We start from the raw sequence: 21,286 nt of genomic DNA, 5'->3' as shown, positions 1-21,286 counted from the left end.
ATCGCGGTCATGTTGTTTTAAGCAGTGGGGACAATCTACAAACCTGACACCCAAAGAATCACATCCTTTTTGTAATGCGGGTATCGGCAACAAAGTTTCACTACATAATTGAGAAGAAGGAAAAAAACGTCCTATTTCTTGATATGTATGTCCGAATTGCTCGGCTTTATATTTAAGCATTGTCAGGAACATTCCCCAACCTTGGTCACTAATAACTTTAGCAAGCTTGTGATTCTTGACCAGGTTTTTTACTGCTAAATTTTCTACACAAATCACTTGGTTCTCGTAGGCTATTTTGCGAGATAGCTTGTGTAGAAAATCCTCTCTCACTCTAGCAATTTTACTAGAGACTTTGGCAACTAAACCTTTAGCTTTTTGACGCTTTTTTGAACCTTTATTTTTCTTTCTTGCTAATTTCTGTTGCTTGCGTTTTCGGTTTTTTTCAAGTTTTGCCAACTGTTTTTTAGGCAAGTCATATTTTGACCCGTCTGAAGTTATGGCAAAGTTTTTTAAGCCAAGATCAATACCAATTGCTTCTACGATCGCAGTTACAGGTCTATCTTCTTGGTTGAAAAGAATGGAGGCATAGTATTTGCCATCGGCATTTTTAGACACCGAAATAGTCGTGAATTTTACGAATGGTAAGTCTCTATGAAATACGGCTTTGACGATACCCAAATTGCCAGGAAATTTAATAGTAGAATTCTCTACCATCAATTTCACATTTTGAGGATATTGAATTGATTGCTTACCATACTTGGATTTGAAAGTTGGATATTTTGCCCGGAATTCAAAGAAATTGACGAAGGCCCTAGACAAATTAAATGTTACCCGTTGTAGAACTTGGCTATAAGCAAGCCCTAACCACTCGTATTCTTTTTTCAATCCAGGTAGAAGTTTGTCCATTGCAGCCTTAGATAGACCTTTCCCTGTTTCTTTATAGGTAGTAGTTGTGGCATTAAGCATATAATTCCACAACCATCTAGTATTACCAAAACATTGAGCTAGATAGGATTCTTGCTCCGTCGTGGGATAGATTCTAACTTTGATTGCTCTGTACATGGCTTCGAGCTTACCGTGTTTCTGTGTTTATGGTAGCTGACTTTAATCAAGGTTGTGTTAGGCTTTAACATAAATTAATGTGGATTCGCGATCGCGATCTTCCAAATTTTCGGGTCGGGATTCATCCCCCGCGACAACGTTTTGAATCAAGTTTATGGCTTTATTCACTTTTTCTGGGTTGTAGTCTGGGTGACTTAATACTTCTGAATCCTTAATCAAATCAAAATCATCAATCACTGCCTGCACCCCAAACGCATGGTGCTGAATCTTTGCCCTTAGAAAGTTAAAATCAGTCAGGGTTTGGTAATATTTTCCTAAATTTCCCGAATTTATCAAAATAGAGGGATAACAACCCAGATACGCTCGCACGAAAGCGGGACTCTTTGTCTTTAATTTGTCAGCTAATTTTCCTAATTTTTTCATATTTATATTCCCTTTAAAACAGTCAGCTATCCTTTGATTCACATCCTTAAAAATCTTGCGTTTTGAATCCATATCCCGTTTTGTTTGCAGAAATTCAAGGAAACTAGCATGATAAATGCTGTACCAGATATCTCCGTTTACATCCTGCTTTTTCAAATACTCAACCCACTCATCTTCTAAAAATTTTTTCAGCTCGCATTCATCTTCGACCTTGATAATTTCAGTAATTATATAGAAGGGAATCGGTATGCCAATCTCTAACAAAATATACAAGACAATCTCCATCAATTGCCCGGGATTAGCTTCCAGCCCCATCCGCACCCAGTGGTTTTGATAATACTCTTGCAGCCCGTCTGGCAATTGCTTTAAACTTAAGTCATTGTAATCGCCCTTAACAATTGCTGGCAAAACATAGCGCAAATACATAAAATTGTTTTCGCTCTTGTCTGCCAATTGTTCGACAAAAGCTGTATCGGCAATGCTGCGACTTTGAATCCAGTTCCTCAGCCCATTATTATACTCAGAATCGGTATTTATAACAAATCTAATATATTCTTTGATATCATCTTGATTATAATTAGCATACTTTTCATCTCTTAAATCTAACTCGGTTACCAAAACTCCAGGAGATACGGAAAGCCGCTTTTTTCCGAGGTTATAGGGTCGCCTCGTCAGCAAGAAATAAACCCGATCTGGCAGAGTAGTCGGTAAATGTAAAAGATTTTCTCCCGCTTCTTGTTCGACTTCATCCAGTGCATCTATCGCAATTACCAAACGTTCGCCCAAAGTGAGTTTTCCCGCCACCTTTGCCAGTAAAGTTGGTAAATCGGCATTTTCTGAATTTGGCAATTGATAGCGGTCAATTAATTGCTGGCGAATGCTCTTCAAAAACAATTCTGGTCTGTTGCGGCGTTCGACGAGAATATTGAAATAGCAGGGAGATTTATGTTCGGAGACGTATTTGGCAACGATCGAACTTTTGCCCATTCCCGCATCCCCGATGATTGTAAAATAACCGTGAGGATTTTCGCTGACAAATTGCTGAAAATTATCAAAAACAAATCGGCGGCCGCAAAAGGTTTTAATTTTTTCTGCTATAAGTGATTGAAACTCTGGTGGCAGCGAATTGTCGGCATTCCAATCTTTTGGGTCAACAATATCTGTGGGTTCTATTCCTAATGCTTTAGCGATGTTGGTAACTGACCATCTTTCTACGCCATTGGGGCAGTCTTTTGTACCGAGTAAGCGCTTAATCGTGTCGGTGGAAACTTTGGCGAGTTGGGCAAATTTTTCTTGAGTAAAATCTTTTTCTTTAATTTGTTCTCGGAGATACTCTTTTCCCTTTGCACTCGATTGAACTTTATCGGAGTCGCGCATAGTAATTTGTTAGCTATTGTTATTGGTTTTTCAGTTAATTCCATCATCCGGCAGTCCGACAGGGAATGAATTCCCTGTCTCATAGCGAAAGTCCTCTTAAGAGGACTGAAAATTAGTATTTTAGTCGGTTTTAACCGACTTCTGCTATTAGCCAGGGAATTCATTCCCTGGCGGGTTTTGGGAGAGTCCGACAGTCCGACGGGGAATGAATTCCCTGTCTCATAGCGAAAGTCCTCTTAAGAGGACTGAAAATTAGTATTTTAGTCGGTTTTAAGCGACTTCTGCTATTAGCCAGGGAATTCATTCCCTGGCGGATTTCGGGGAAATGAAATAGCATGGGGGCTAGCGGGAGCGAGATTTCATGATTATTCATCCGTAACTCTGATCGCACTCACATTCTATATTTAAATACTTCTCTCTGTCTAGGGCAGATAGTTTGTAATCTCCTGCCCTATCTGCCCCAAAAATGAGGGCATATCGCAAATTAAAACTCGCCCTATCTGCCCTTGAGTCTCGCTGTTTGCTTCGGTAGAGTAATTGTAAAAACAAAAAATTATCACTATTTTGGAGAGAAAACAGTTATGAATTTTAACTTATTCGGCAACTCGCAACCTGATGAAGATTATAGCGAAATTAAGAAAGAAATGCTGCGAGAATCATTGCGGCAAGTTCGCCAAAGCTACAATCTGGCCCTTTTTGTTACCGCATCGGCAATGGTTACTTTCGGAGGGCTCGGACTTCTATTTTGTGAGAAAATCTCAGAGGCTACTCTCACTGCTTCGGGCGGATTGTTGACAAGTTTGGGCAGCATTGAGTTTGCCAAGCAAAAGAAGAAGGAATTGCAGCAGATGATGGATGATTTGGAAGACTAACATCGAGTTTTAAATCCCCCACTTCTTTCCTCGTCCCCCGGGCCTGGAAAGCAGCTAAATTGTAGGGACACGGCAGTGCCGTGTCCTGACTTAGATATCCTAGTTTTTAGCCGCCCCAAACCTTCTTCAAAACATCTTGAGGAGAGATGTCTGCCATTTTGCCAGTAGGAGATTTAATGCCCAAAAATCGATCGCTCTTTGGCAACAATTTCGCCGGTTCAGTCGGGCCAAACAAAGCTATTGTATAAGTTTGAACCGCCACAGCTAAGTGCATCGGCGCACTGTCAGTACATATCATCAAATTAGCAGCAGCAATTGTCGCCGCCAACTTGCCGACATCATCCGGCGAGATAACTTTTACATTCGGACATAACTCGACTAACTTTGTCACGAAGTCTGCATCTTCTGGGCCTTTCACAACAACAACGGGCAAATTCGGCTGCCGCTGCTGACAATCTTCAATTATTTGCTTCCAGTTGTCTGTAGGGTAAATTTTGTCAATACCTTTAGACACAGCTAATTGACTGGAACCGCCGTGAATCAAAATGTAGCCGCTTTCTTTTACGCCCAACCGCTGCTGTTCGGCTTCCGCCCACTGAATGTCCTGTTTTGGTACATTAATTGCGATCGCCGGACAAGGATTTGTAATGTTAAATCCTTGCAGCAAATCATGGTACATTGAAGCGGCGTACTGTTCAGTTTTCAGCGGTACTGCAGCGGTGAGAAATCGAGCACCGTTGGTTCCCGAATAGCCAACTCTCTGCGGAATGCCGGTCAGCCACAGCAGCAGCCCTACAGTCCACCGCTGGCCTAGGGAAATAACTGCTTCGTATTCGCGATCGCGAATTACGCCCAGTAAATTGCCCAAATCTGCCATAGCGTTGCGGTCTTTGAAATTGTACGTCAAGACTTCTTTGACGGATTTGCAGACTCGGTAAGCACCCTTTGCCCTCGGTTCCACGATGACATCAATTTGCGCGTCGGGATAGGACTGCTTGAGGTCATCAAGAGTGGGGAAAAATAAAATTTGGTCGCCAATCCCGCCAGGGACAAGTGCTAGTATTCGCATCATAAACGATCGGGCTATTATTGATCGAGGTAGCTCTCAGAGATCGGCTCTCAACTATCAGCTTATAGTATTTCTAGACCTTAAAAGCTACTGGCTGACAGCTAAACAACTGACTCAAAAGTACAGGACGCTCTTATTATATATATCTAGTTGGGTTAAAAACGGTTAGTAAATGCACTTATTAATTCCTGCAGCGGGTTCGGGGCGACGGATGGGCAGTCAGCGGAACAAACTGCTGCTGACTTTGCTCTCTAAACCTTTGCTGAGTTGGACTTTGGCTGCGGCTGAAGCTTCGCAGCACATTAGCTGGATTGGCATCATGGGCCAGCCAGACGATTTTCCTGATTTTAAAGCAATTCTGAGCGATTTATCTTTGGTTAAGCCCGTGGAACTGATTCAAGGAGGCGCCACCAGGCAAGAGTCAGTTTACAACGGTTTGCAGGCTTTGCCCCCCAATGCCGATCGAGTGTTGATTCACGACGGCGCGAGGTGTTTGGCAACTGCTGAATTGTTCGATCGATCTGCAGAGGCCCTCTTGACCTGTCCGGGCTTGATTGTCGCCATCCCGGTCAAGGATACGATTAAGGTGGTAGATGAGCGTCGGATCGTGCGAGACACCCCAGACAGAAGCAATTTGTGGGCAGCCCAGACTCCCCAAGGATTTGAAGTGAAATTGTTAAAGCAGTGTCACGAAGAAGGGCGACAGAAAGGTTGGGAAGTTACCGACGATGCGGCTTTGTTTGAAAAATGCGGTTTACCAGTGCAAATTGTGGAGGGAGAAGAGACGAATTTGAAAGTCACAACGCCCGTTGATTTAGCACTAGCGGAATTTATTTTACGGCAAAGATACGGGAAATAGTTTTGAAGTGTGTAAGGCGAAATTGGGAATTGGCAAGGGGAATTGGTAAGCTAACTAAGTCCTCATAAAAACTCAGAATACCCAGATACCCGACTTTTAAAAGAAGTTGGGTATCTAATAACCCTCGCCTTTTAGATTTAATTAAATTGACCTACTTAGTAAGGGCTGGCTGTTGGTCGGACAATAATTTCGCTAACATCAACATCGTCAGGTTGTTCGATCGCAAATACAATCGATCGCGCGATCGCAGCAGCAGGAATAGCTATTTTGCGGAATTCTTGCATTCCCGATCTTGCAGTTTCATCAGTGATGCTCTCGGCTAACTCAGACTCCGTTACTCCAGGAGAAATCACCGTCACCCGAATGTCGCCTCCAATTTCTTGTCTCAAGCCTTCTGAGATGGCTCTAACGGCGAATTTAGTAGCACAGTAAACAGCAGCAGTAGGAGAAACCGCGTGTCCGCCGATCGAGGAAAGATTAATAATCTGACCAGATTTTTGTGCTTTCATGACAGGAAGTGCTGCCGCGATGCCGTACAAAACACCTTTGATATTGACATCAATCATTTTATCCCATTCCTCAACTTTCAGTTGTTCGAGTGCGGATAGAGGCATGATGCCAGCATTGTTAATCAGGACATCTACCCGATCGAACTTGCTCTGGGCAAATTGAACGAGATCCTCCATTTGACTGCGTTGCGTGACATCGAGAGCCTGGTATTCGACTGTTCCACCCTCCGCACGAATGTCCTTGGCGATCGCTTCTAGGCGATCGGTGCGACGTGCACCCAAAACCACTCGCGCGCCGTTTTTAGCAAGCAATTTAGCAGTGGCTTCACCAATTCCGCTACTCGCTCCAGTGATGATAATAACCTTTCCATTTAAGTTTGACATTGATATCTCCTATTTTTGTGATGTTACTGGGAACTTGATATTATTTTCCTGAAACAACTCTTTGAGAGTTCCTGCTGCAATCAAGGCGCGGGGAAAGCCGGAAGTCACTGTGGTAATATAAATAACTTCCATCAGTTCTTCCGGCGTAGCACCGTAATTCAAGGCATATTGAGCGTGAACTTTGAATTGCGGCATTGTGCCTTGTGCCGCAAACCCTGCAAGTGATATAAGCTGGCGGGTTTTATTATCTAGCACCTCACGAGCCCAGATATCGCCTAGGGAGTATTTGAGCGTCATGTCAGCAAGTTCTGGGAAATCTTTTTGAAGCTGAACAAAATGCGGTGGCAAACCTTTTCCACCTGACAAACTATTCAGAACTTTTTCGCCCCGCTCTTGGCGTGTCATTGTTTCAGAAGGTTGTAGAACTGTTTCTGGCGATCGGGTAGGTGAAACCATAAATATTGCTCCCGCTACGGTGAAAGTTAAAAATTGCTTGTTCATGATTTTGCCTCGCTTATAGATTTGCTAATATTTTCCTTGAAGTGAGGTTGATTTTAATTAAAGAAACATATTGCAGTGCAACAGCTTTAGCCCCGATCGCTTCGATCGCAGATACGACATTTTGGGCATCCTCCTCGCTGTTGTGATATGTCACGATGACATCGACTCCTTTTGTGGCAAGGGTCAAAGCGGTATTTTTGCCAAGTCCTCGGCTCGCCCCTGTTACCAATGCGATTTTTGTCTTGTCTTTCGTCATTGCCTTATCCTTTTACTGTTTCATTCAGATGTGTTCATCCTATGAGTAAAAGCATGGGTTTTGAATACACAGACCTCGCAATTTATTGCCTAATCCTCCAAAGCAAGATTTTATGAATGGATAAAGATGTTCTATAATGCTTAAAAGATAATGATTAAATTAGTCGAGAAAACCACATGGCGATTGAAATAATCAACCAAGTAATAAATCAAGATGCGATCGGCAATCAGTGTCAAGAACTGGCGGCCTTGCTAACTCGGCACACCGACGGCAAAGGAAACGGTTTTCATAAAACAGACATAGACAAACTGGAATTTATGCGAGAATCTTCTGTTTCCGCCGCACAGCACGCTGTCTATCAACCTATTCTCGGCATCGTCATTCAGGGCAAAAAAGAAGCCTTGCTGGGTGAGGAAACTTATCGTTATGGCGAGGCTCAATATCTTGCGATCTCAGTTGATTTACCTCTGAGTGGATTTGTTGTAGAGGCCACTCCAGACAAGCCGTATTTAGGATTCAAGCTGAATTTAGACCCACGCCAACTCTGCGATATTATCACTGCCCAAACCAAGCCAAGCGCAAGCAAGAAAGAAAACTCTGTCAGAGGCTTATTCGTCAGCACTGCCGATGCGCCGTTGCTCGATTGCGCCCTCAGACTGACACGACTTTTGGATACGCCGCAGGATATCCCGATGCTGGCACCGATGATTATCCGCGAAATCTATTATCGTCTTTTAATGGGTGAGCAAGGCGAAGCTGTGCGCCAAATCGCAACATCTGGCAGCAATATGCAGCGCATCGCTGAGGTGCTCAAACTGATTAAAACTGATTTTGCAAAACCGATGCGGGTTGAGGATTTGGCAGGACAAGCCAATATGTCTCCTTCATCTTTCCATTACCATTTCAAGGAAGTGACATCGATGAGTCCACTTCAATATCAAAAGCAATTAAGACTATTAGAAGCACGTCGCCTGATGCTTGCCGAAAACTCCGATGCGGCAAATGCTGCCTATCAGGTGGGTTATGAAAGCCCCTCACAGTTCAGCCGCGAATATTCTCGTATGTTTGGTGCGCCGCCGATCCGGGATATTGAGCGTTTGCGTACTGCTTGAGCGTCACTGTTTCGACTATATTGGTTTTGTTCCGTTAATACAAGTGGAGGATGAAAGCAATGGAATATAGCGGTACATGGCGGATCGCAGAGATGGCAATGTGGGATAGTGATTATTTGGACATGGAAGTTGAAGCCTATATCGAGATTGATGAAGCAGGTTCAGGAGAATTTCAATTCGGTTTAGTATCAGGTGAAATTGACGGCGAAGTCGTAAAAGATGGAAAGGATCAGCGATTTGAGTTTACATGGGACGGTAATGACGAGAACGATCCTGCATTTGGTAGCGGTTGGCTAAAATTAAAGGATAAAAACTCCATAGACGGTCGAATAAAATTCCACCAAGGCGACAGTTCTAGTCTTGTTGCAAAGCGCATGAAGTAGGCAATCAGCGATCGTACTATTTTATGCCATTTTTTTAACCGCAGATGAACTCAGATAAAATCCCATCCGCGTTCATCTGCTGATATCTGCGGTAACAAAATCCCAATCTAACCAATAACCAATAACAACTGACTCAGGTTTTTCATGAAGGATTAATCGGAAAATCGCCCTCACTATCAACCTGTGCGGCACTTTTAACTAAATCCAAAAACGCAAACACGGCCGGAATCAACAGCCCATCCCGCAAAACAGCCACCCCGATTACCCTCTCAAAATCCGACGGTAAACTGCAAACTTTCACCGAAGACGGTATCGGTTCCGCAGCCAAACGGGGCAGAATAGCTGCACCCAAACCTTGCATCACCATACTGACAATCGTTGAATCTTCGCTGAGTTCGTAACCGATATTTATGGGAAAATCCGCAGTCGTCAAATACTTGCGAAGCGGTATCGAACAAGCATTTTCTATCGGCTGCAAAATCAGCGGATAATTCGCTAATTCTTCCCACGTAATCTTATCACTTTTACATTGCGCCTTCGGCGGCAGCAAAACCAGATATTTGTCCCGCAAAATTTCTCTAGTTTCAAATTCATCGGAGATGGGAAGGGAAACAAAGCCGATGTCTGCTTTGCCCGATCGCAAAGCTTCTTCCACAGCTTGAGTATAATAAACTTCGGTAATGCTGACCGTAATTTTGGGAAAGCAACTGCGAAATTTAGCAATAATACCCGGTAGGATATGAGTGGCGACACTCCGAAAAGTAACTATCCGTACCTGGCCTCCCTGCAAACCTTTTTCTAAATCCGCTTCTTTGACCATCATTTCTAACGATCGCACGATTTGACGCCCGTGACTCACTACCCTTTGCCCCACCGGCGTCAGTTGAGCACCGTGTCGCCCCCTGTGAAATAGCTGCACTCCCAATTCTGTTTCTAAAAAGGCGATGGCGTGGCTGACTGCTGACTGGGACAGTTCCAATTGCAAAGCCGCCTCGCTAAAATTTTCACACTCTGCTACAGCTATCAAAGCCTGAATTTGAGAGAGTTTCATCCGCCGCGTATTGATTTCATTCATAGCCTTTTGCCCGATCGTCAATCTATCTATTTTATTCATACAATCTATGCAAGCAATGATTTGATTGTCAATAACCAAAGAGTTAAGGTGAATTTATTAGATAAGAGATTGACTTTCACAGGAATTTCACGCCAACAATAGTGGGCTGTAATTGCGCTGAGAATATTACAAATTTAAGCATTTATTGTAATTTTAATTAGTGCAAATCTTGTGGAAAATACAAGTTGAAGGTGTGGGATATGTCTACTTGCAAAAATCCAATCGATACCCCAAGTATCCAAATTTTTTCGATGACCGATCGAGCTAACCCATCCGAAAAACATAAAGGGCTATCTCTCTTTTTAGCAATAAAAAAAATTGGGCAGTTTTTGCTCTACCTCATTTCGAGTGAGGACGAACTGAGAATTTGGCAGACGTGCGATCGCTATGGTAACACTTGGTGGCACGGTTGCGATCGGGCTACAGGTCGCTCTACCTGCGTGGCGACGGATGATGAAATGCGCGCTTGGATCGATCGGCGTTATTGCCAATAGTAGTGTGTGGGTTGCGTGGAAATGAAGTGAAATACAGCCCTCGATTAGCAATTACCCATTAGCAATTACCAAGTAGCAATTACCAAGTAGCAATTACCAATTACCAAGTAGGAGATGCTATGCTTCAAATATCTTCCGAATGTGCAGCGCCAGATCGCATTATTCTGATGGAAAACGAGGTATACAGATTGCCTCAAACTCATCGAGAAATTCAAGTTTTGTCAGGAATTGCTTGGATCACGCTTGACCAACAGGACATCATCTTGCAAAGTTCTGAAAAAGTATCGCTTCCACCCAGCAAAAACTTTGCTGTCATATCCGCTCTCAACAATAAGCCGCTGATTATGGCCGTCTGGCAAGACAAAAACCCAGTCATGGGATTTTAGATTTTAGATTTTAGATTTTGGATTGAAGAATTGGGAATGACTGATTTTGTATGGGTTTGAAGCACGGGTCTACAGTTGCCTTCTTTTTTGAAACTGGTATCAGAACCTAGAGATGGAGAAAAAAATTGGCAGGAACACCCCAAAAAGCTCTATCTTAATAGTTATCACTTAGCTATTGGAGGACTCGATCGGTGCACCGCCGCTCTTACCACTTCAGCTATCTCGCAGCTATAAGTATTGTGTTATCGCCCGCACTCAGCTTGCTGGCAATTTCAGACGCCCGCGCTTATGCCCCAATTATAAATGCGAGGCGCGCCCAAGCGAGCGACCAGGCTCAAGCAACTGACCCCAAAACGCAAGCAGACGAACTCTTTGAAACAGGAGTAAAACAGCACCGCGAGGGTTTGTTTCGAGAAGCAATCGAGACTTTTGAGCAAGTTTTGGCAATCCGCAAGCAACTAGGCGACCAAGCGGGAATCGGAGAAACCCTCAACAATATGGGGGAAGTTTATGGCGAAATGGGTTTGAGGCCCAAAGCTTTGGAAGTTCTGCAGCAAGCTTTAGTCATTCACCGAGAAATCAGCGGAGGGCGTCGTATCGCGCGCACTCTCAATCTCATCGGTTTCGTCAACCGGATTGGGGACAATTTTTCCGAAGCGATGAAACTGCACCAAGAAGCTTTGGAACTTGCCAAAACTACCGACGACCAAATTGAAATTGGAGAATCCCTCCACAACATCGCGGCCGTGTACGCAGAACAGGTCAATTACGCCAAGGCGATCGAATTTTACCAGCAAGCGCGAACGATTCGCACGGCCGCCGGCGATAAACGCGATTTAGGCCGTACCCTCAATAATATGGGCGGCGTCTACTACAACATCGGCGACTTTAATAGAGCGATGGAATTTTACCACCAAGCTTTAGCAATTCGCCGGGAAATCGGAGACAGGGCTGGCGTCGGCCGCCTCCTCAACAACATGGCACTTACCTCCCGCAAACTCGGCAAAGATACTCAAGCGCTGATATATTTTCAGCAAGCAATACCGATGTTAGAAGCAATCGGCGACAAGACAAGTATCGGACGCTTGCTCAACAATATGGGCGCAATTCATGAAAGTCTCGGTCAAAATGCTCAAGCTCTCGAATCCTACGAGGAAGCTTTAAAAATTGCTCGTGAGGGCGGTGACAAAGCCGGAGAAACTACAGCGAGGGAGGGCATTAAGCGATTGTCTTCCAGTCAGCTTGTACCGCAATAAGAGTAGTTAGTAAGTCGGGTCGAAGGAAGTAAAACCAGATATTTAAGGAATTGAAAATGATAGATTTTTGAACAATAACTTGCTATGATTGCCTGGATGTAACATTAATCAGCCAGTGCCTCGCAACGATATTGACCGTATCAGAGAGAAAATTCGCCTCCGCCAGTACGATATGTCAGCCCACGCAATGGAAGAAATGGCTGAGGACTTGCTGACTATCCTGGATGTAGAAGAGGCGGTTCTGAGCGGTCAGATTATCCGGGTTGAAAAAGACGACCCCAGAGGTACAAAATATGTAGTAGTGGGGACTGCACTGGATCGACAAACACCTGTTGGAGTGGTTGGACGTTTCGCTAGTAACGGACGTTATCTAATCATCACGGTTTATGAAGTCACTCAACTTAATGGCTAATTGTATGTATAAATACAGATGTGAGTATTGCGAAGGAACCGTTCAACCCCGCACTGTCAAGCGCGAGGCATTCAAACATAAAAATGGATTTGTCATTCTTGAAGATGTGACCATCGGTGTTTGCGATAACTGCGGCAATCGATACTATTCAGCCGATATTCTTCATGCGGTTCATGCCGTTGCAACTGGAGCGAGATTGCCTGAAAGAACCGAACAAATTCCGGTTACTCATTTAGAATCAGCATAACCAGTGGAGCGCTTTAATTTCATTAAAACGCTGTGACGATAAAGAAGACTGTCCGGGCGTGAAGATTGGAAGCGATGGGAGCATCTCACTTATGCAGCCCTCCGCTAGAAATTGGAGCCAGGAGTCAGGAGTCAGGAGTCAGGAGGAAAGAAGAAGGAGGAAGAAGGAAGGAGGAAGAAGGAAGGAGCCATTATAAGTGTTTTTACAAATATGAGATGCTCCCGAAGCGATCGACCGACTTTTGCGACGATTTGACATTCATCTGCAACTCGTTGTATAATTGGTTGCCGAAAATATATAACTCAAAAACCGGAAAAAGGCTTCAGGAGCACTATAATTTGATTAATATCGCGATCGCAAGATAGAAACAGTTTCTGTAGTAATTCGTCTGCCAGAGCGGCCGCACAACCATTAATCTAAGCTATGGATATCCGTACCGAAAAGCCAGAAGATGTAGAAGCTGTTCGCAACATTAACATTGCGGCATTCGGGCGAGAAAATGAGGCTAATCTAGTCGATCGATTGCGGGGAATTGCATCTACATTTTCCTTCGTTGCGGTACAATCCGATCGCATTGTCGGACACATTTTCTTCAGTCCGGTTGTCGTGGAGGGCAAATGTTCTAGCAATTTGTCGATTCAGGGGTTGGCGCCAGTCGCAGTTCTACCCAACTATCAGCGGCAAGGTATCGGAACGCTGCTGATTCGGGAGGGTTTAAAAGAGTGCGGGCGATCGGGATTTCAGGCAGTGGTTGTGCTCGGTCATCCAGATTTTTATCCGCGTTTTGGATTCATTCCTGCTAGTAGAAAGAGCTTAAAATGTGAATATGATGTGCCCGATGAAGCGTTTATGGTGTTGGAGTTAGAACGTGGAGCCTTGCAGGATTGCAGCGGAACGGTGAAGTATCGATCGGAGTTTAGTCTCTGCGAGTGATATCAAATCCGGGTGCATCGGATTGGCTGACGAAGAGCTCGCGAGTCAGAAAAATTCTTAAACGAGCGCCCATATCTGAGTTACCTTGGTAGATCCGTTATCCGTATTTACTTATCTTTACATAGTTGGGGTTTTTTTACCTACCTATTGCAACTTTCTCTGCATCTTTGCTACTTTCTTTTTGACCCATAACGCGCTGCAAAATCGCCTCTACTTTCGCAGAAAATACAGAATTTCCTCTCTGCCTCGGTCGCGGCATCTCAATATAACAGTCCATTGCAATCTGACCATTTTCTATTAAAATAACTCTATCAGCTAATACCACTGCTTCTTCTACGTCATGAGTGATCAGTAGCGCGGTAAATCCTTTTTCTTGCCATAAATTTTCTAACAATTGCTGCATCTCAATGCGAGTCAAAAAATTGCACAATTAAACCTCAGAAGCCTTGATACAAGGTAAACTATTGCTCTATTAGTCACCTTATTTATTTTTCATTCCTAAACGTCGGCAGCATCGACATCGGGCGCACCGGGGACGCTCCTCCAGTCTTTGCCCAGGCTGCTAACGCGCCTCTGCTTTACATTGGTGGTAGCGCCCCCAAAGACCGCAGTTCAGGTATTTTAGTCCCTGCTAATTCGGCCATTCAAACCCTTGGGGATTTGCGGGGTAAGAAAATAGCTTTTACAAAAGGTTCAAGCGCCAATTACCTATTAGCAAAAGCACTGAAATCCGCCGGGATAAAATGGACTGAGATTGAGCCTGCCAACCTGACACCAGCCGATGCCAGATCTGCCTTCCAACAAGGTAACGTAGATGCTTGGGTAATTTGGGACCCGTTTTATGCAGCAGCTCAAGCGCAAGTAGATGTTCGTGTTGTTAAAGATAAGCTGTTCGACATCTAAACTGCATTAACTCGCGTTACCTTTATTTTTTATTTTTCGGTTCCATTTCATAATTAGTCCTCCTTCATTTAACAGTTTATGTAACAGTGCTTCTAGTTTTTCAATGGATTCAAATAATCTATTAGCAACATATTCCTTGGCGGAATGCCATACTAATTCAATTAAGTTATAGTCAGGGCTATACTTTGGCAAAAACTCTATGATTAGATTCGGCATCTCTGACGCTATTTTCTGCAAAGTCTCTGCTTTTTTATGAAAACTAGCGTTGTCCAAAATTATCACAAACTTACAGCCCTTATCTTTAAAGTCTTCTGCTAAATTTCCTTGCAATATCCACTCGGCTTTTAAATCTTCATAAAAAGTTTTCAGCACAGCATAAAAATTAGCAGAATTACCAGATGGAATAAAATCTACCCATCTTTTTTTGTCTGAGTATCTCACTCCACCCATAACATTAATACGACCTTTTCGTCGGTCTCCTCTTTTATTACTTCGAGTCCCCTTTTTACACCAGTTTTTCCTTCTAATTACTCTTAAACTAAATCCACTTTCGTCCCAAAGCCATACCTGCAATAGGTTTGGAGATTTTTTTTCTATTTTTAAATACTCAGCTAATTTATCTTTAAATAAACCCCTTTCTACGGCATCTTGCTTATCCTTCAAGCTGTATTTAGCCCAAAGGTAAACATACTTTTTTGATTTTAAAATTCTCCTTACTTGGGTACTACTCAGCTCAATTCCCGTCTGCTCTCCTAGATATATTGCAAGTCTAGCTGTTGTCCATCTTCCGAACTCATAACCATATTTTTCAGGGTCTACTTCAACTGTTTCTAAAAGTAAATTAATGTATTTCTCTGTAGCTTTTCGGTAATTACCCTTCATCCTGTTATCTTTAAAACTGTCTAAATTTTCAGGATCACCATGAACGCTCCAATAGGCAACTTTTCTGAGAGAACATCCAATTATTTAAGCAGTTTGAGCTTGTGTATTTCCGTTATTTAGTAATAAAAATATTAACGCTCTTTGTCGAATATCTGGATGCTCATGGTCTTTTAATGCTTGTTGCAGAGTTTCCTTTGTTTCTGAACTGAGGAAGTTTTTAGTAGGCATTGAATTTCTCGGTAAATTATCATATTATACCATACAATATGCGTTTTAGATGCTGAACAGCTTAGTAAAGGACTAGCAGCTAACCGAGATTTTTACTTAGCTAATAAGTCATTTGCTCAGCCAAATCTCAAAATCATTGAGGCAATTAGAGAAGAAACTCAAGCAGTAGCGACTTGGGCAGATGCGAATCCTGAAGAAGTAGCCAAGATTCTCGCACCCATTCTGAAAATTGATGTTTCTATCTTAGATGTAGTAACTCGACGGCGGAGTTATGGATTTGAACCGATCCAAGCTGATATGGTTGCCGAGCAACAGGAAATTGCGGATACTTTTTTTGAACTTGGCTTAATTCCCAAGCAGCTCAAAGTTGAAGAAGTAGTTTGGAAACCAGGTAATTAAAAATCCCCACTCTGAAGACGCAGGGATGGATGTTATGTAATTTTTCTAGTAAGTAGGGGTAGCGCCCCCGTCATTGGTGCCAACTTAAGGACTGTACGAGGCGTGCGATCGCTATTTTTTGACAGAGCGATCGCTCCCCCTGAGCGCTCACACCGACTGGGAGCCACGCAAGATTAAGCATAGAGCGCGCTCGTGCCTGTTAACATTACCAGTAATACCGCTTACGCGAAGGAAATCTGGGGGTTGACTGTTTAAGTTGACACCAATGGGTATAAAATAGATCATCACTACCTAAGCTAATTGCAAATATGTTGCTAGCTGCTGTCTTACACCCTGATGTAGTAGATTTCCTCCGTACAGAATTGGATAGTAACCTGAAGGCAAGGGTATGGGAGTGCATCGAAAAGCTGAGGCAGCAGCAATTTGATGGTGGCTTGCGGGTCAAAAAACTGAAAGGCATAGCCAAGAGAGTTTGGGAAGCCAGGATTACTCAGGCTAGCCGTCTAATTTTTACTTACAACAAATCGAGGCAACCTGACACGGGAGAGCGACAAACCTATATCGCCATTCAGGATATTTGTTTAGATCATGATGATGTATCCCGACGGGCTAAAGCTAGAAATCAAACTCCTGATGCCCAATGGCTTGATGCTGAGGTGGTAGAAGCGATCGGGAATATCTTGGACGAGCGGCCAGTTCTCACCCCAGCCGAACAGTCTGCTCTGGATGCAGCACAAATAGAAGAATTACAGCTTGTTCCTAGCTTCACCGATGAACTTTTAGGCAATGTTCAATGGCGAATAATTGATTCAGAATTAGAATGGCAACGGGCAATTATTCAGCAAGATGCTGATTTACCACTCAAACTCACGCCAGAAGAATATGAACTGGTGAAACTCTACGGAAACCTATTGCTATCTGGCAGTGCGGGCACTGGTAAAACTACAGTAGGACTGTATCGCTTACTCAAAAGTTTAGAGACTTTACCAGATGGAAAACGCCTCTATGTCGCTTACAACCCGATTTTAGTTAAAGAAGCACAGAAACAATTTAAGCGTCTGGTTAGTGGGAGCAGTTCTGAAATTGAGTCTGTTTTCCATTTTAAAACTATTCGAGATTTGTGTCTAGAGAGTCTGTCACAATCTGGGCAATTTTATATCCCTGAAGATGAGGTGACATACCAAATTTTTGAGCAACTTTACCGCCGTCAATCTTACCAACCTTATTCACCTGCCTTAGTTTGGGATGAAATCCGCAGTATCATTAAAGGGGCACATCTAGAGACAAGTTACTATCAGTTTTCTCAGAAACAGTACGAGCAGTTGGGTAAGAAACGCTCATCGGTAATTCCTCAAAACAATCGCCATAAAGTCTATAAGGTGGCAGAGTGGTATCAAGGTTTGTTAAAAAAAGAAGGGCGTTTTGATGAGATAGATTTAGCGCGAAAAGTTTTACAAACCATCTGGCAAGGAAAAGGCGAACGCTATCAATTAATTGTCTGTGATGAGGTACAGGACTTTACCGAATTACAGTTAGAACTGTTGGTAAGGCTTGTTGCTCCTGGGGGTCATCTCTTCTTTGCTGGGGATTTACACCAGATGATTAGCCCCAGTGGGTTCCGTTGGGAAGATTTAAAAACCAAGTTTTTTAAAGGTCAGCGTCAAGCGATTCAGAAAACATTAAACTTTAATTTCCGCAGCGTTGGTTCATTGGTAAATTTAGCCAATCAAATTCTGAAATTGCGCTACCGCCTGTTGCGAGAACGGATAGGTGATATAGGGCAACCAACTAGCAGTTATGGTGAGTGTGCTAGATTAATTGCTGCACCTTTAGAAACTCTACAACCAAGTTTAGGGCAGCTAAATCCAGATGATGCCATCCTTGTCAGAACTGAGGCGGATAAACAAAGACTTTCTGAACAATTCCAATCTAGCTTTGTATTTACGATTGAGGAAGCTAAAGGGTTAGAATTTGATACAGTGTTCTTAGTAGAGTTTTTCAAGCCGCGCCAATCTTTATGGAGTAGAGTATTGGGGAGCAAGCGATCGCTCAATGAAACTGAGCAGCCAGAATTGCGGCTGGAATTAAACTTACTTTATGTTGCAGTTACTCGCGCTCGTCGAATTTTGAATATTTGGGAAACTCAACTTTCGGCTGTTTGGAGTCAAGAAGAATTGGTAAGTTTTTTGCAACCGATAAATTCTGAATCAGTCAGAGAAAATCGAGTTGAGCCTACTGAGGAAATGTGGCGCGAGCGTGGGTGTTACTATCTGGAATGTGGCTTTTACCGTCAGGCGATAGAGTGTTTCGAGAAGTCAGGAGATATTGAATTACAGCGGCAAACTACAGCTAAACTCCTGTTACAGGAGGGTAAGTACAGTGAAGCAGCCCAGATTCTTGTTAAATTGCAAGACTGGCAACAAGCGGCTCAACTGTTTGAGAAAACTGGTCAGTGGCAAGAAGCAGCTAACTGTTGGGAAAAGGCTGGTAATTCTCCGAGGCAGAAAATCTGTGAGGCTAAAGCGTTTGAAACCACTAAAGTGTGGGAAGATGCAGCGCAGCTATGGGACAATATGGGCCGATTTGAAGATGCTAAACGTTGTTGGTTAAAGAGTGGTAATGAACAAAAGAAAGCAGAAATTCTGGCAGTTGAGTTTGAACAGAAACAGCAATGGCTCAAGGCAGCAGAGCACTATAAGTTAGCACAAATGACACATAAATCTGCTGAATGTAGAGCAAAAGAATTTGAAAAAAGGAAGTATTGGGAGCAAGCGGCTGAGCAATATGAGTTAGCAGGAATTTCAGAGAAAGCTGAGGAGTGCAGAAACAGAATTATACCTCACAGCTTTAATGATGTTGATGCCAACATAAACCTAGAGTCTGATGAACCAACAGCAGAGTTAGCAGGAATTTACATAAACCAAAATTCTAGTGATACTGAAACCACTCTCAATAAATTGCTGCTTCTCAACACAGAGGAAGCATTCAAATGGATGGGAAAAAGTCTGGAATATCGGCATACAATCGCATCTTTTGCTAACGATATTAACCATTGGGATTATTACAACGGAGTCCAAAGTCGAGTATCCCAGGCAGTAGATTACAAACGAAGGAACAATTTTGATGCTGCTTTTGCTATTTACAGTGAACTTTTCCAAGAGATGCCAACTTGGTGTCCGCTTTATAGCAGTGTATATAAGGTACTTGCCTCTGCTGGACGACTAGATGAAGCTGAACGTGCCATGCAGCTTCATTCTTTACTAATCTCCTTTGACTACGGCCTCCGTAAATCTGCAATAGCTGAAGATAATTCCTTCGATCTAAACGCAGCATTGGCTCAAAATGGAAAATTTGGAGTTTTGGCATTCTGGCCCTTTCAAGATCCGACGCTATTATTGCACCTTGGGGCTGTAACTATGCTCAAGCAAGGAAGAATGAGCAAAGTTGCTGCTAAGGGTTATCTTAATTCAATTAAAGGACAAGGTTCTGTAGCAGGTTGCCCACCAGATGGAGTGTTACAGGATGAAGGGCGGCGTGTTATTATGGGTTTACCCTGGAAGGCGCTCGCCAATACTGAAACTTCAGGTGGTTTTATTTCACAGCTACTTGATAAGATTGGGCAAGACTGCCCATAAATAAATTCCTAAAAAATTACCTCAAAAGGAGATTTGACCGATGGGAAAAGCAAAGCGCCGGAAAAAACTAGACCCTAATTATGGTAAAGGTAATACCAAGAAAGGATTTGGGAGTTCTCCCAAATCGAACATGGTAGAAGAATTATACCAGCACTTATATGAAATAGGGATTATTGAAAAAGGGTCAAATGGAGAACACAAAGAACACAAAGCCACAAAAGCTTTAATAGAAGGTCGCATTCCTGGGTGGCAATATGATCTTCAAAAGAAGATAGCCTACAGGATAAATCAGGAAAACACAGGTCTAACAATAAAATTAGATTTTGTACCAAGCGATTCAGAAGGGGAAAATCCTGACCGCCAGAGTATCATTGATGATTTGCAGCGAAAAGCAATGCTTTATTTAGAGCAAGGAAATATGCCATATTTTAAACAAACAGTGGCGCAATTAAAACAACTTTATCCTAACAAGATAGAATCTGAATTTTATATTAACCAAGGTGCTGGTACTGGTAACTACGAAGCAGCCATGAAAAACTTTGATATGGCACTTTGGTGCAATCCTTACCATGCTCTTGCCTACTACAACCGGGGTGTTCTATATTCCCGACGGCAAGATTACCAAAGAGCAATTGAAGACTTTACCCTTTCTATCAAGTTAGACCCAAGCGATTCAGATGCCTATACTGAACGGGGCCTAGTCTATATAGCTATTGGAGAAAATCAATCAGCTCTTCAAGACTTTGAGCGAGCGATACAAATTAATCCTAATCATGCCGAGGCTTACCTCAACAAAGGAGTTGCTTACGGCAAAATGGGTAATCATCTAGGTGCTCTTGTTGCCTACAGTAAGGTAATTATGATTAATAGCCGTGATGCTGATGCCTACTATAACCGAGGTCGTACTTATCGTATCCTTGGAGCTTTTCAGGAAGCACTCAACGATCTTAAGAAAGCAGCAGAGCTTTATAAGCAAAATGGCAAGATGGCGGACTATCAAGATGCACTAAATATAATTAGGAAAATGCAGCAGTAACAATTGAGGGTGTCATCTAGCGGGATTTAAACAAACTTCCTCTAATTTAACTGCTAGGGGAAAAGCCGTTAGGCTAGTCCAGCCTTAACTTAACGGTAGTATACCTGATTTTTATCTTACAGCAAGGCACACTCAAGATCAATGGTTAAAAGACCAACTGGACTGTTGGTGGTGCTATAGGCAACTCCCTTGCCTATATCGCGATCGCGCTCAATCAGCTTGATTAGCAAGGGGCGGTTAGCTGTTTTTAACAGGTGAGTCGCTACTAGAGAACCACTAAAGCCAGCACCGAACCTCGCGATCGTTGTTGGAGTATTACAGACAATATACGCTAATTTGAGCGATTTACCGTGTTTTAATATTTTGGGGTACGATCGCGCATAATAATGATGCGGTAATGGTTTGTCATGCTCTCAATTGACCAGTAGTATGCTATTATGGCGTTGCTGATTTACGGTAGGAAAGGCTAAATATGCAAGTCCTAGAAACCACTATCCACAAAGCTTCTGGATTTTTAATTGATTTTTTTCATGCCCTGATTAAGCAACGCCCCC

Annotated in this window: 21 protein-coding genes and 2 pseudogenes; 13 read left to right on the top strand and 10 right to left on the bottom strand. The window is 43.0% G+C overall.

What is annotated here, in order from left to right:
• The coding region (locus tag QT984_RS28320) for an RNA-guided endonuclease TnpB family protein (protein WP_333375457.1) at positions 1 to 1,062 on the bottom strand (1,062 nt) is incomplete at its 3' end.
• Between the two features lie 57 nt (positions 1,063 to 1,119).
• Positions 1,120 to 2,862, bottom strand: a complete 1,743-nt coding sequence (locus tag QT984_RS28315; protein ID WP_333375455.1) for an AAA family ATPase — start codon at positions 2,860 to 2,862, stop codon at positions 1,120 to 1,122.
• Positions 2,863 to 3,443: 581 nt separating this feature from the next.
• On the opposite strand from QT984_RS28315, the gene QT984_RS28310 reads away from it, so the two are divergent.
• On the top strand, positions 3,444 to 3,734 hold the full coding sequence (locus QT984_RS28310; protein ID WP_333056930.1) for a TRADD-N-associated membrane domain-containing protein: 291 nt from the start codon (positions 3,444 to 3,446) through the stop codon (positions 3,732 to 3,734).
• A gap of 106 nt (positions 3,735 to 3,840) precedes the next feature.
• On the opposite strand, the gene QT984_RS28305 is transcribed toward QT984_RS28310, so the two are convergent.
• Positions 3,841 to 4,803, bottom strand: coding sequence for a glycosyltransferase family 9 protein (locus QT984_RS28305; protein WP_333056982.1), 963 nt, complete (start codon positions 4,801 to 4,803; stop codon positions 3,841 to 3,843).
• A gap of 172 nt (positions 4,804 to 4,975) precedes the next feature.
• On the opposite strand from QT984_RS28305, the gene ispD reads away from it, so the two are divergent.
• Positions 4,976 to 5,662, top strand: a complete 687-nt coding sequence (gene ispD / locus QT984_RS28300) for a 2-C-methyl-D-erythritol 4-phosphate cytidylyltransferase (RefSeq protein ID WP_333056928.1) — start codon at positions 4,976 to 4,978, stop codon at positions 5,660 to 5,662.
• A 155-nt stretch (positions 5,663 to 5,817) separates the two neighbouring features.
• Here ispD and QT984_RS28295 read toward each other — a convergent pair whose 3' ends face one another.
• Genes QT984_RS28295 through QT984_RS28285 form a run of 3 tightly spaced genes read right to left on the bottom strand, consistent with a single transcriptional unit; the run spans position 5,818 to position 7,312 of the window.
• Complete coding sequence (locus QT984_RS28295) at positions 5,818 to 6,555, bottom strand: SDR family oxidoreductase (RefSeq protein ID WP_333056927.1); 738 nt, start codon at positions 6,553 to 6,555, stop codon at positions 5,818 to 5,820.
• A gap of 9 nt (positions 6,556 to 6,564) precedes the next feature.
• The gene (locus QT984_RS28290; RefSeq protein ID WP_333056926.1) at positions 6,565 to 7,056 is read right to left on the bottom strand and encodes a carboxymuconolactone decarboxylase family protein; all 492 of its coding nucleotides are present in this window, start codon (positions 7,054 to 7,056) and stop codon (positions 6,565 to 6,567) included.
• Positions 7,057 to 7,069: 13 nt separating this feature from the next.
• Entirely contained in the window at positions 7,070 to 7,312 is a 243-nt protein-coding gene (locus QT984_RS28285) for an SDR family NAD(P)-dependent oxidoreductase (RefSeq protein WP_333056924.1), read from the bottom strand.
• Between the two features lie 176 nt (positions 7,313 to 7,488).
• Here QT984_RS28285 and QT984_RS28280 point away from each other — a divergent pair, with 176 nt between their 5' ends.
• Together QT984_RS28280 and QT984_RS28275 are read left to right on the top strand one after the other, a co-directional pair.
• Positions 7,489 to 8,424, top strand: a complete 936-nt coding sequence (locus QT984_RS28280; protein WP_333056922.1) for an AraC family transcriptional regulator — start codon at positions 7,489 to 7,491, stop codon at positions 8,422 to 8,424.
• A gap of 59 nt (positions 8,425 to 8,483) precedes the next feature.
• On the top strand, positions 8,484 to 8,807 hold the full coding sequence (locus QT984_RS28275) for a hypothetical protein (protein ID WP_333211514.1): 324 nt from the start codon (positions 8,484 to 8,486) through the stop codon (positions 8,805 to 8,807).
• A 142-nt stretch (positions 8,808 to 8,949) separates the two neighbouring features.
• Here QT984_RS28275 and QT984_RS28270 read toward each other — a convergent pair whose 3' ends face one another.
• Positions 8,950 to 9,921, bottom strand: a complete 972-nt coding sequence (locus QT984_RS28270) for a LysR family transcriptional regulator (protein ID WP_333056920.1) — start codon at positions 9,919 to 9,921, stop codon at positions 8,950 to 8,952.
• 200 nt (positions 9,922 to 10,121) lie between these two features.
• On the opposite strand from QT984_RS28270, the gene QT984_RS28265 reads away from it, so the two are divergent.
• The 6 genes from QT984_RS28265 (at position 10,122) to QT984_RS28240 (ending at position 13,649) form a co-directional block, all read left to right on the top strand.
• Positions 10,122 to 10,415, top strand: coding sequence for a hypothetical protein (locus QT984_RS28265; protein ID WP_333056919.1), 294 nt, complete (start codon positions 10,122 to 10,124; stop codon positions 10,413 to 10,415).
• A gap of 119 nt (positions 10,416 to 10,534) precedes the next feature.
• Positions 10,535 to 10,801, top strand: a complete 267-nt coding sequence (locus QT984_RS28260; protein ID WP_333056918.1) for a hypothetical protein — start codon at positions 10,535 to 10,537, stop codon at positions 10,799 to 10,801.
• Between the two features lie 191 nt (positions 10,802 to 10,992).
• Entirely contained in the window at positions 10,993 to 12,057 is a 1,065-nt protein-coding gene (locus QT984_RS28255; protein WP_333056917.1) for a tetratricopeptide repeat protein, read from the top strand.
• A gap of 115 nt (positions 12,058 to 12,172) precedes the next feature.
• Positions 12,173 to 12,469: a DUF4258 domain-containing protein gene (locus tag QT984_RS28250; protein WP_333056916.1), complete on the top strand. Its 297-nt coding sequence runs from the start codon at positions 12,173 to 12,175 to the stop codon at positions 12,467 to 12,469.
• Positions 12,444 to 12,716, top strand: a complete 273-nt coding sequence (locus tag QT984_RS28245) for a YgiT-type zinc finger protein (RefSeq protein WP_333181040.1) — start codon at positions 12,444 to 12,446, stop codon at positions 12,714 to 12,716. The genes QT984_RS28250 and QT984_RS28245 overlap by 26 nt, the downstream gene beginning before the upstream one ends.
• Before the next feature lie 423 nt (positions 12,717 to 13,139).
• Positions 13,140 to 13,649 carry an N-acetyltransferase gene (locus QT984_RS28240; protein WP_333056914.1) on the top strand — a complete coding sequence of 170 codons (510 nt, stop codon included), beginning with the start codon at positions 13,140 to 13,142 and terminating at the stop codon, positions 13,647 to 13,649.
• Between the two features lie 136 nt (positions 13,650 to 13,785).
• Here QT984_RS28240 and QT984_RS28235 read toward each other — a convergent pair whose 3' ends face one another.
• Positions 13,786 to 14,067 (bottom strand): hypothetical protein, encoded by a 282-nt coding sequence (locus tag QT984_RS28235; RefSeq protein WP_333056912.1) that lies wholly within the window; start codon positions 14,065 to 14,067, stop codon positions 13,786 to 13,788.
• A gap of 44 nt (positions 14,068 to 14,111) precedes the next feature.
• Between QT984_RS28235 and QT984_RS28230 the strand changes: the two are divergent.
• Positions 14,112 to 14,552, top strand: a pseudogene (locus QT984_RS28230) (ABC transporter substrate-binding protein); the annotation flags it as partial.
• A gap of 6 nt (positions 14,553 to 14,558) precedes the next feature.
• Here QT984_RS28230 and QT984_RS28225 read toward each other — a convergent pair.
• Positions 14,559 to 15,662 (bottom strand): annotated as a pseudogene (locus QT984_RS28225) (IS630 family transposase).
• A 707-nt stretch (positions 15,663 to 16,369) separates the two neighbouring features.
• Here QT984_RS28225 and QT984_RS28220 point away from each other — a divergent pair.
• A complete protein-coding gene (locus QT984_RS28220; protein ID WP_333056909.1) occupies positions 16,370 to 19,696 on the top strand; it encodes a UvrD-helicase domain-containing protein in 3,327 nt (1,108 codons plus the stop codon).
• A gap of 40 nt (positions 19,697 to 19,736) precedes the next feature.
• A complete protein-coding gene (locus QT984_RS28215; RefSeq protein WP_333056908.1) occupies positions 19,737 to 20,732 on the top strand; it encodes a tetratricopeptide repeat protein in 996 nt (331 codons plus the stop codon).
• A gap of 116 nt (positions 20,733 to 20,848) precedes the next feature.
• Here QT984_RS28215 and QT984_RS28210 read toward each other — a convergent pair whose 3' ends face one another.
• Positions 20,849 to 21,034: an FAD/NAD(P)-binding protein gene (locus tag QT984_RS28210; RefSeq protein ID WP_333056981.1), complete on the bottom strand. Its 186-nt coding sequence runs from the start codon at positions 21,032 to 21,034 to the stop codon at positions 20,849 to 20,851.
• Positions 21,035 to 21,286 lie beyond the last annotated feature (252 nt).

The sequence above is a fragment of the Microcoleus sp. Z1_B2 genome (assembly GCF_036700325.1).
Classification (GTDB): domain Bacteria; phylum Cyanobacteriota; class Cyanobacteriia; order Cyanobacteriales; family Microcoleaceae; genus Microcoleus.
Note: the sequence above shows the minus strand (reverse complement) of the source record. Positions and strands in the feature narration are given on the sequence as shown.

Coding starts and splice junctions, on each gene's coding strand:
- QT984_RS28315 (WP_333375455.1), bottom strand. CDS start 2,862: ATGCGCGACTCCGATAAAGTTCAATCGAGTGCAAAGGGAAAAGAGTAT.
- QT984_RS28310 (WP_333056930.1), top strand. CDS start 3,444: ATGAATTTTAACTTATTCGGCAACTCGCAACCTGATGAAGATTATAGC.
- QT984_RS28305 (WP_333056982.1), bottom strand. CDS start 4,803: ATGCGAATACTAGCACTTGTCCCTGGCGGGATTGGCGACCAAATTTTA.
- ispD (WP_333056928.1), top strand. CDS start 4,976: ATGCACTTATTAATTCCTGCAGCGGGTTCGGGGCGACGGATGGGCAGT.
- QT984_RS28295 (WP_333056927.1), bottom strand. CDS start 6,555: ATGTCAAACTTAAATGGAAAGGTTATTATCATCACTGGAGCGAGTAGC.
- QT984_RS28290 (WP_333056926.1), bottom strand. CDS start 7,056: ATGAACAAGCAATTTTTAACTTTCACCGTAGCGGGAGCAATATTTATG.
- QT984_RS28285 (WP_333056924.1), bottom strand. CDS start 7,312: ATGACGAAAGACAAGACAAAAATCGCATTGGTAACAGGGGCGAGCCGA.
- QT984_RS28280 (WP_333056922.1), top strand. CDS start 7,489: ATGGCGATTGAAATAATCAACCAAGTAATAAATCAAGATGCGATCGGC.
- QT984_RS28275 (WP_333211514.1), top strand. CDS start 8,484: ATGGAATATAGCGGTACATGGCGGATCGCAGAGATGGCAATGTGGGAT.
- QT984_RS28270 (WP_333056920.1), bottom strand. CDS start 9,921: ATGAATAAAATAGATAGATTGACGATCGGGCAAAAGGCTATGAATGAA.
- QT984_RS28265 (WP_333056919.1), top strand. CDS start 10,122: ATGTCTACTTGCAAAAATCCAATCGATACCCCAAGTATCCAAATTTTT.
- QT984_RS28260 (WP_333056918.1), top strand. CDS start 10,535: ATGCTTCAAATATCTTCCGAATGTGCAGCGCCAGATCGCATTATTCTG.
- QT984_RS28245 (WP_333181040.1), top strand. CDS start 12,444: ATGAAGTCACTCAACTTAATGGCTAATTGTATGTATAAATACAGATGT.
- QT984_RS28240 (WP_333056914.1), top strand. CDS start 13,140: ATGGATATCCGTACCGAAAAGCCAGAAGATGTAGAAGCTGTTCGCAAC.
- QT984_RS28220 (WP_333056909.1), top strand. CDS start 16,370: ATGTTGCTAGCTGCTGTCTTACACCCTGATGTAGTAGATTTCCTCCGT.
- QT984_RS28215 (WP_333056908.1), top strand. CDS start 19,737: ATGGGAAAAGCAAAGCGCCGGAAAAAACTAGACCCTAATTATGGTAAA.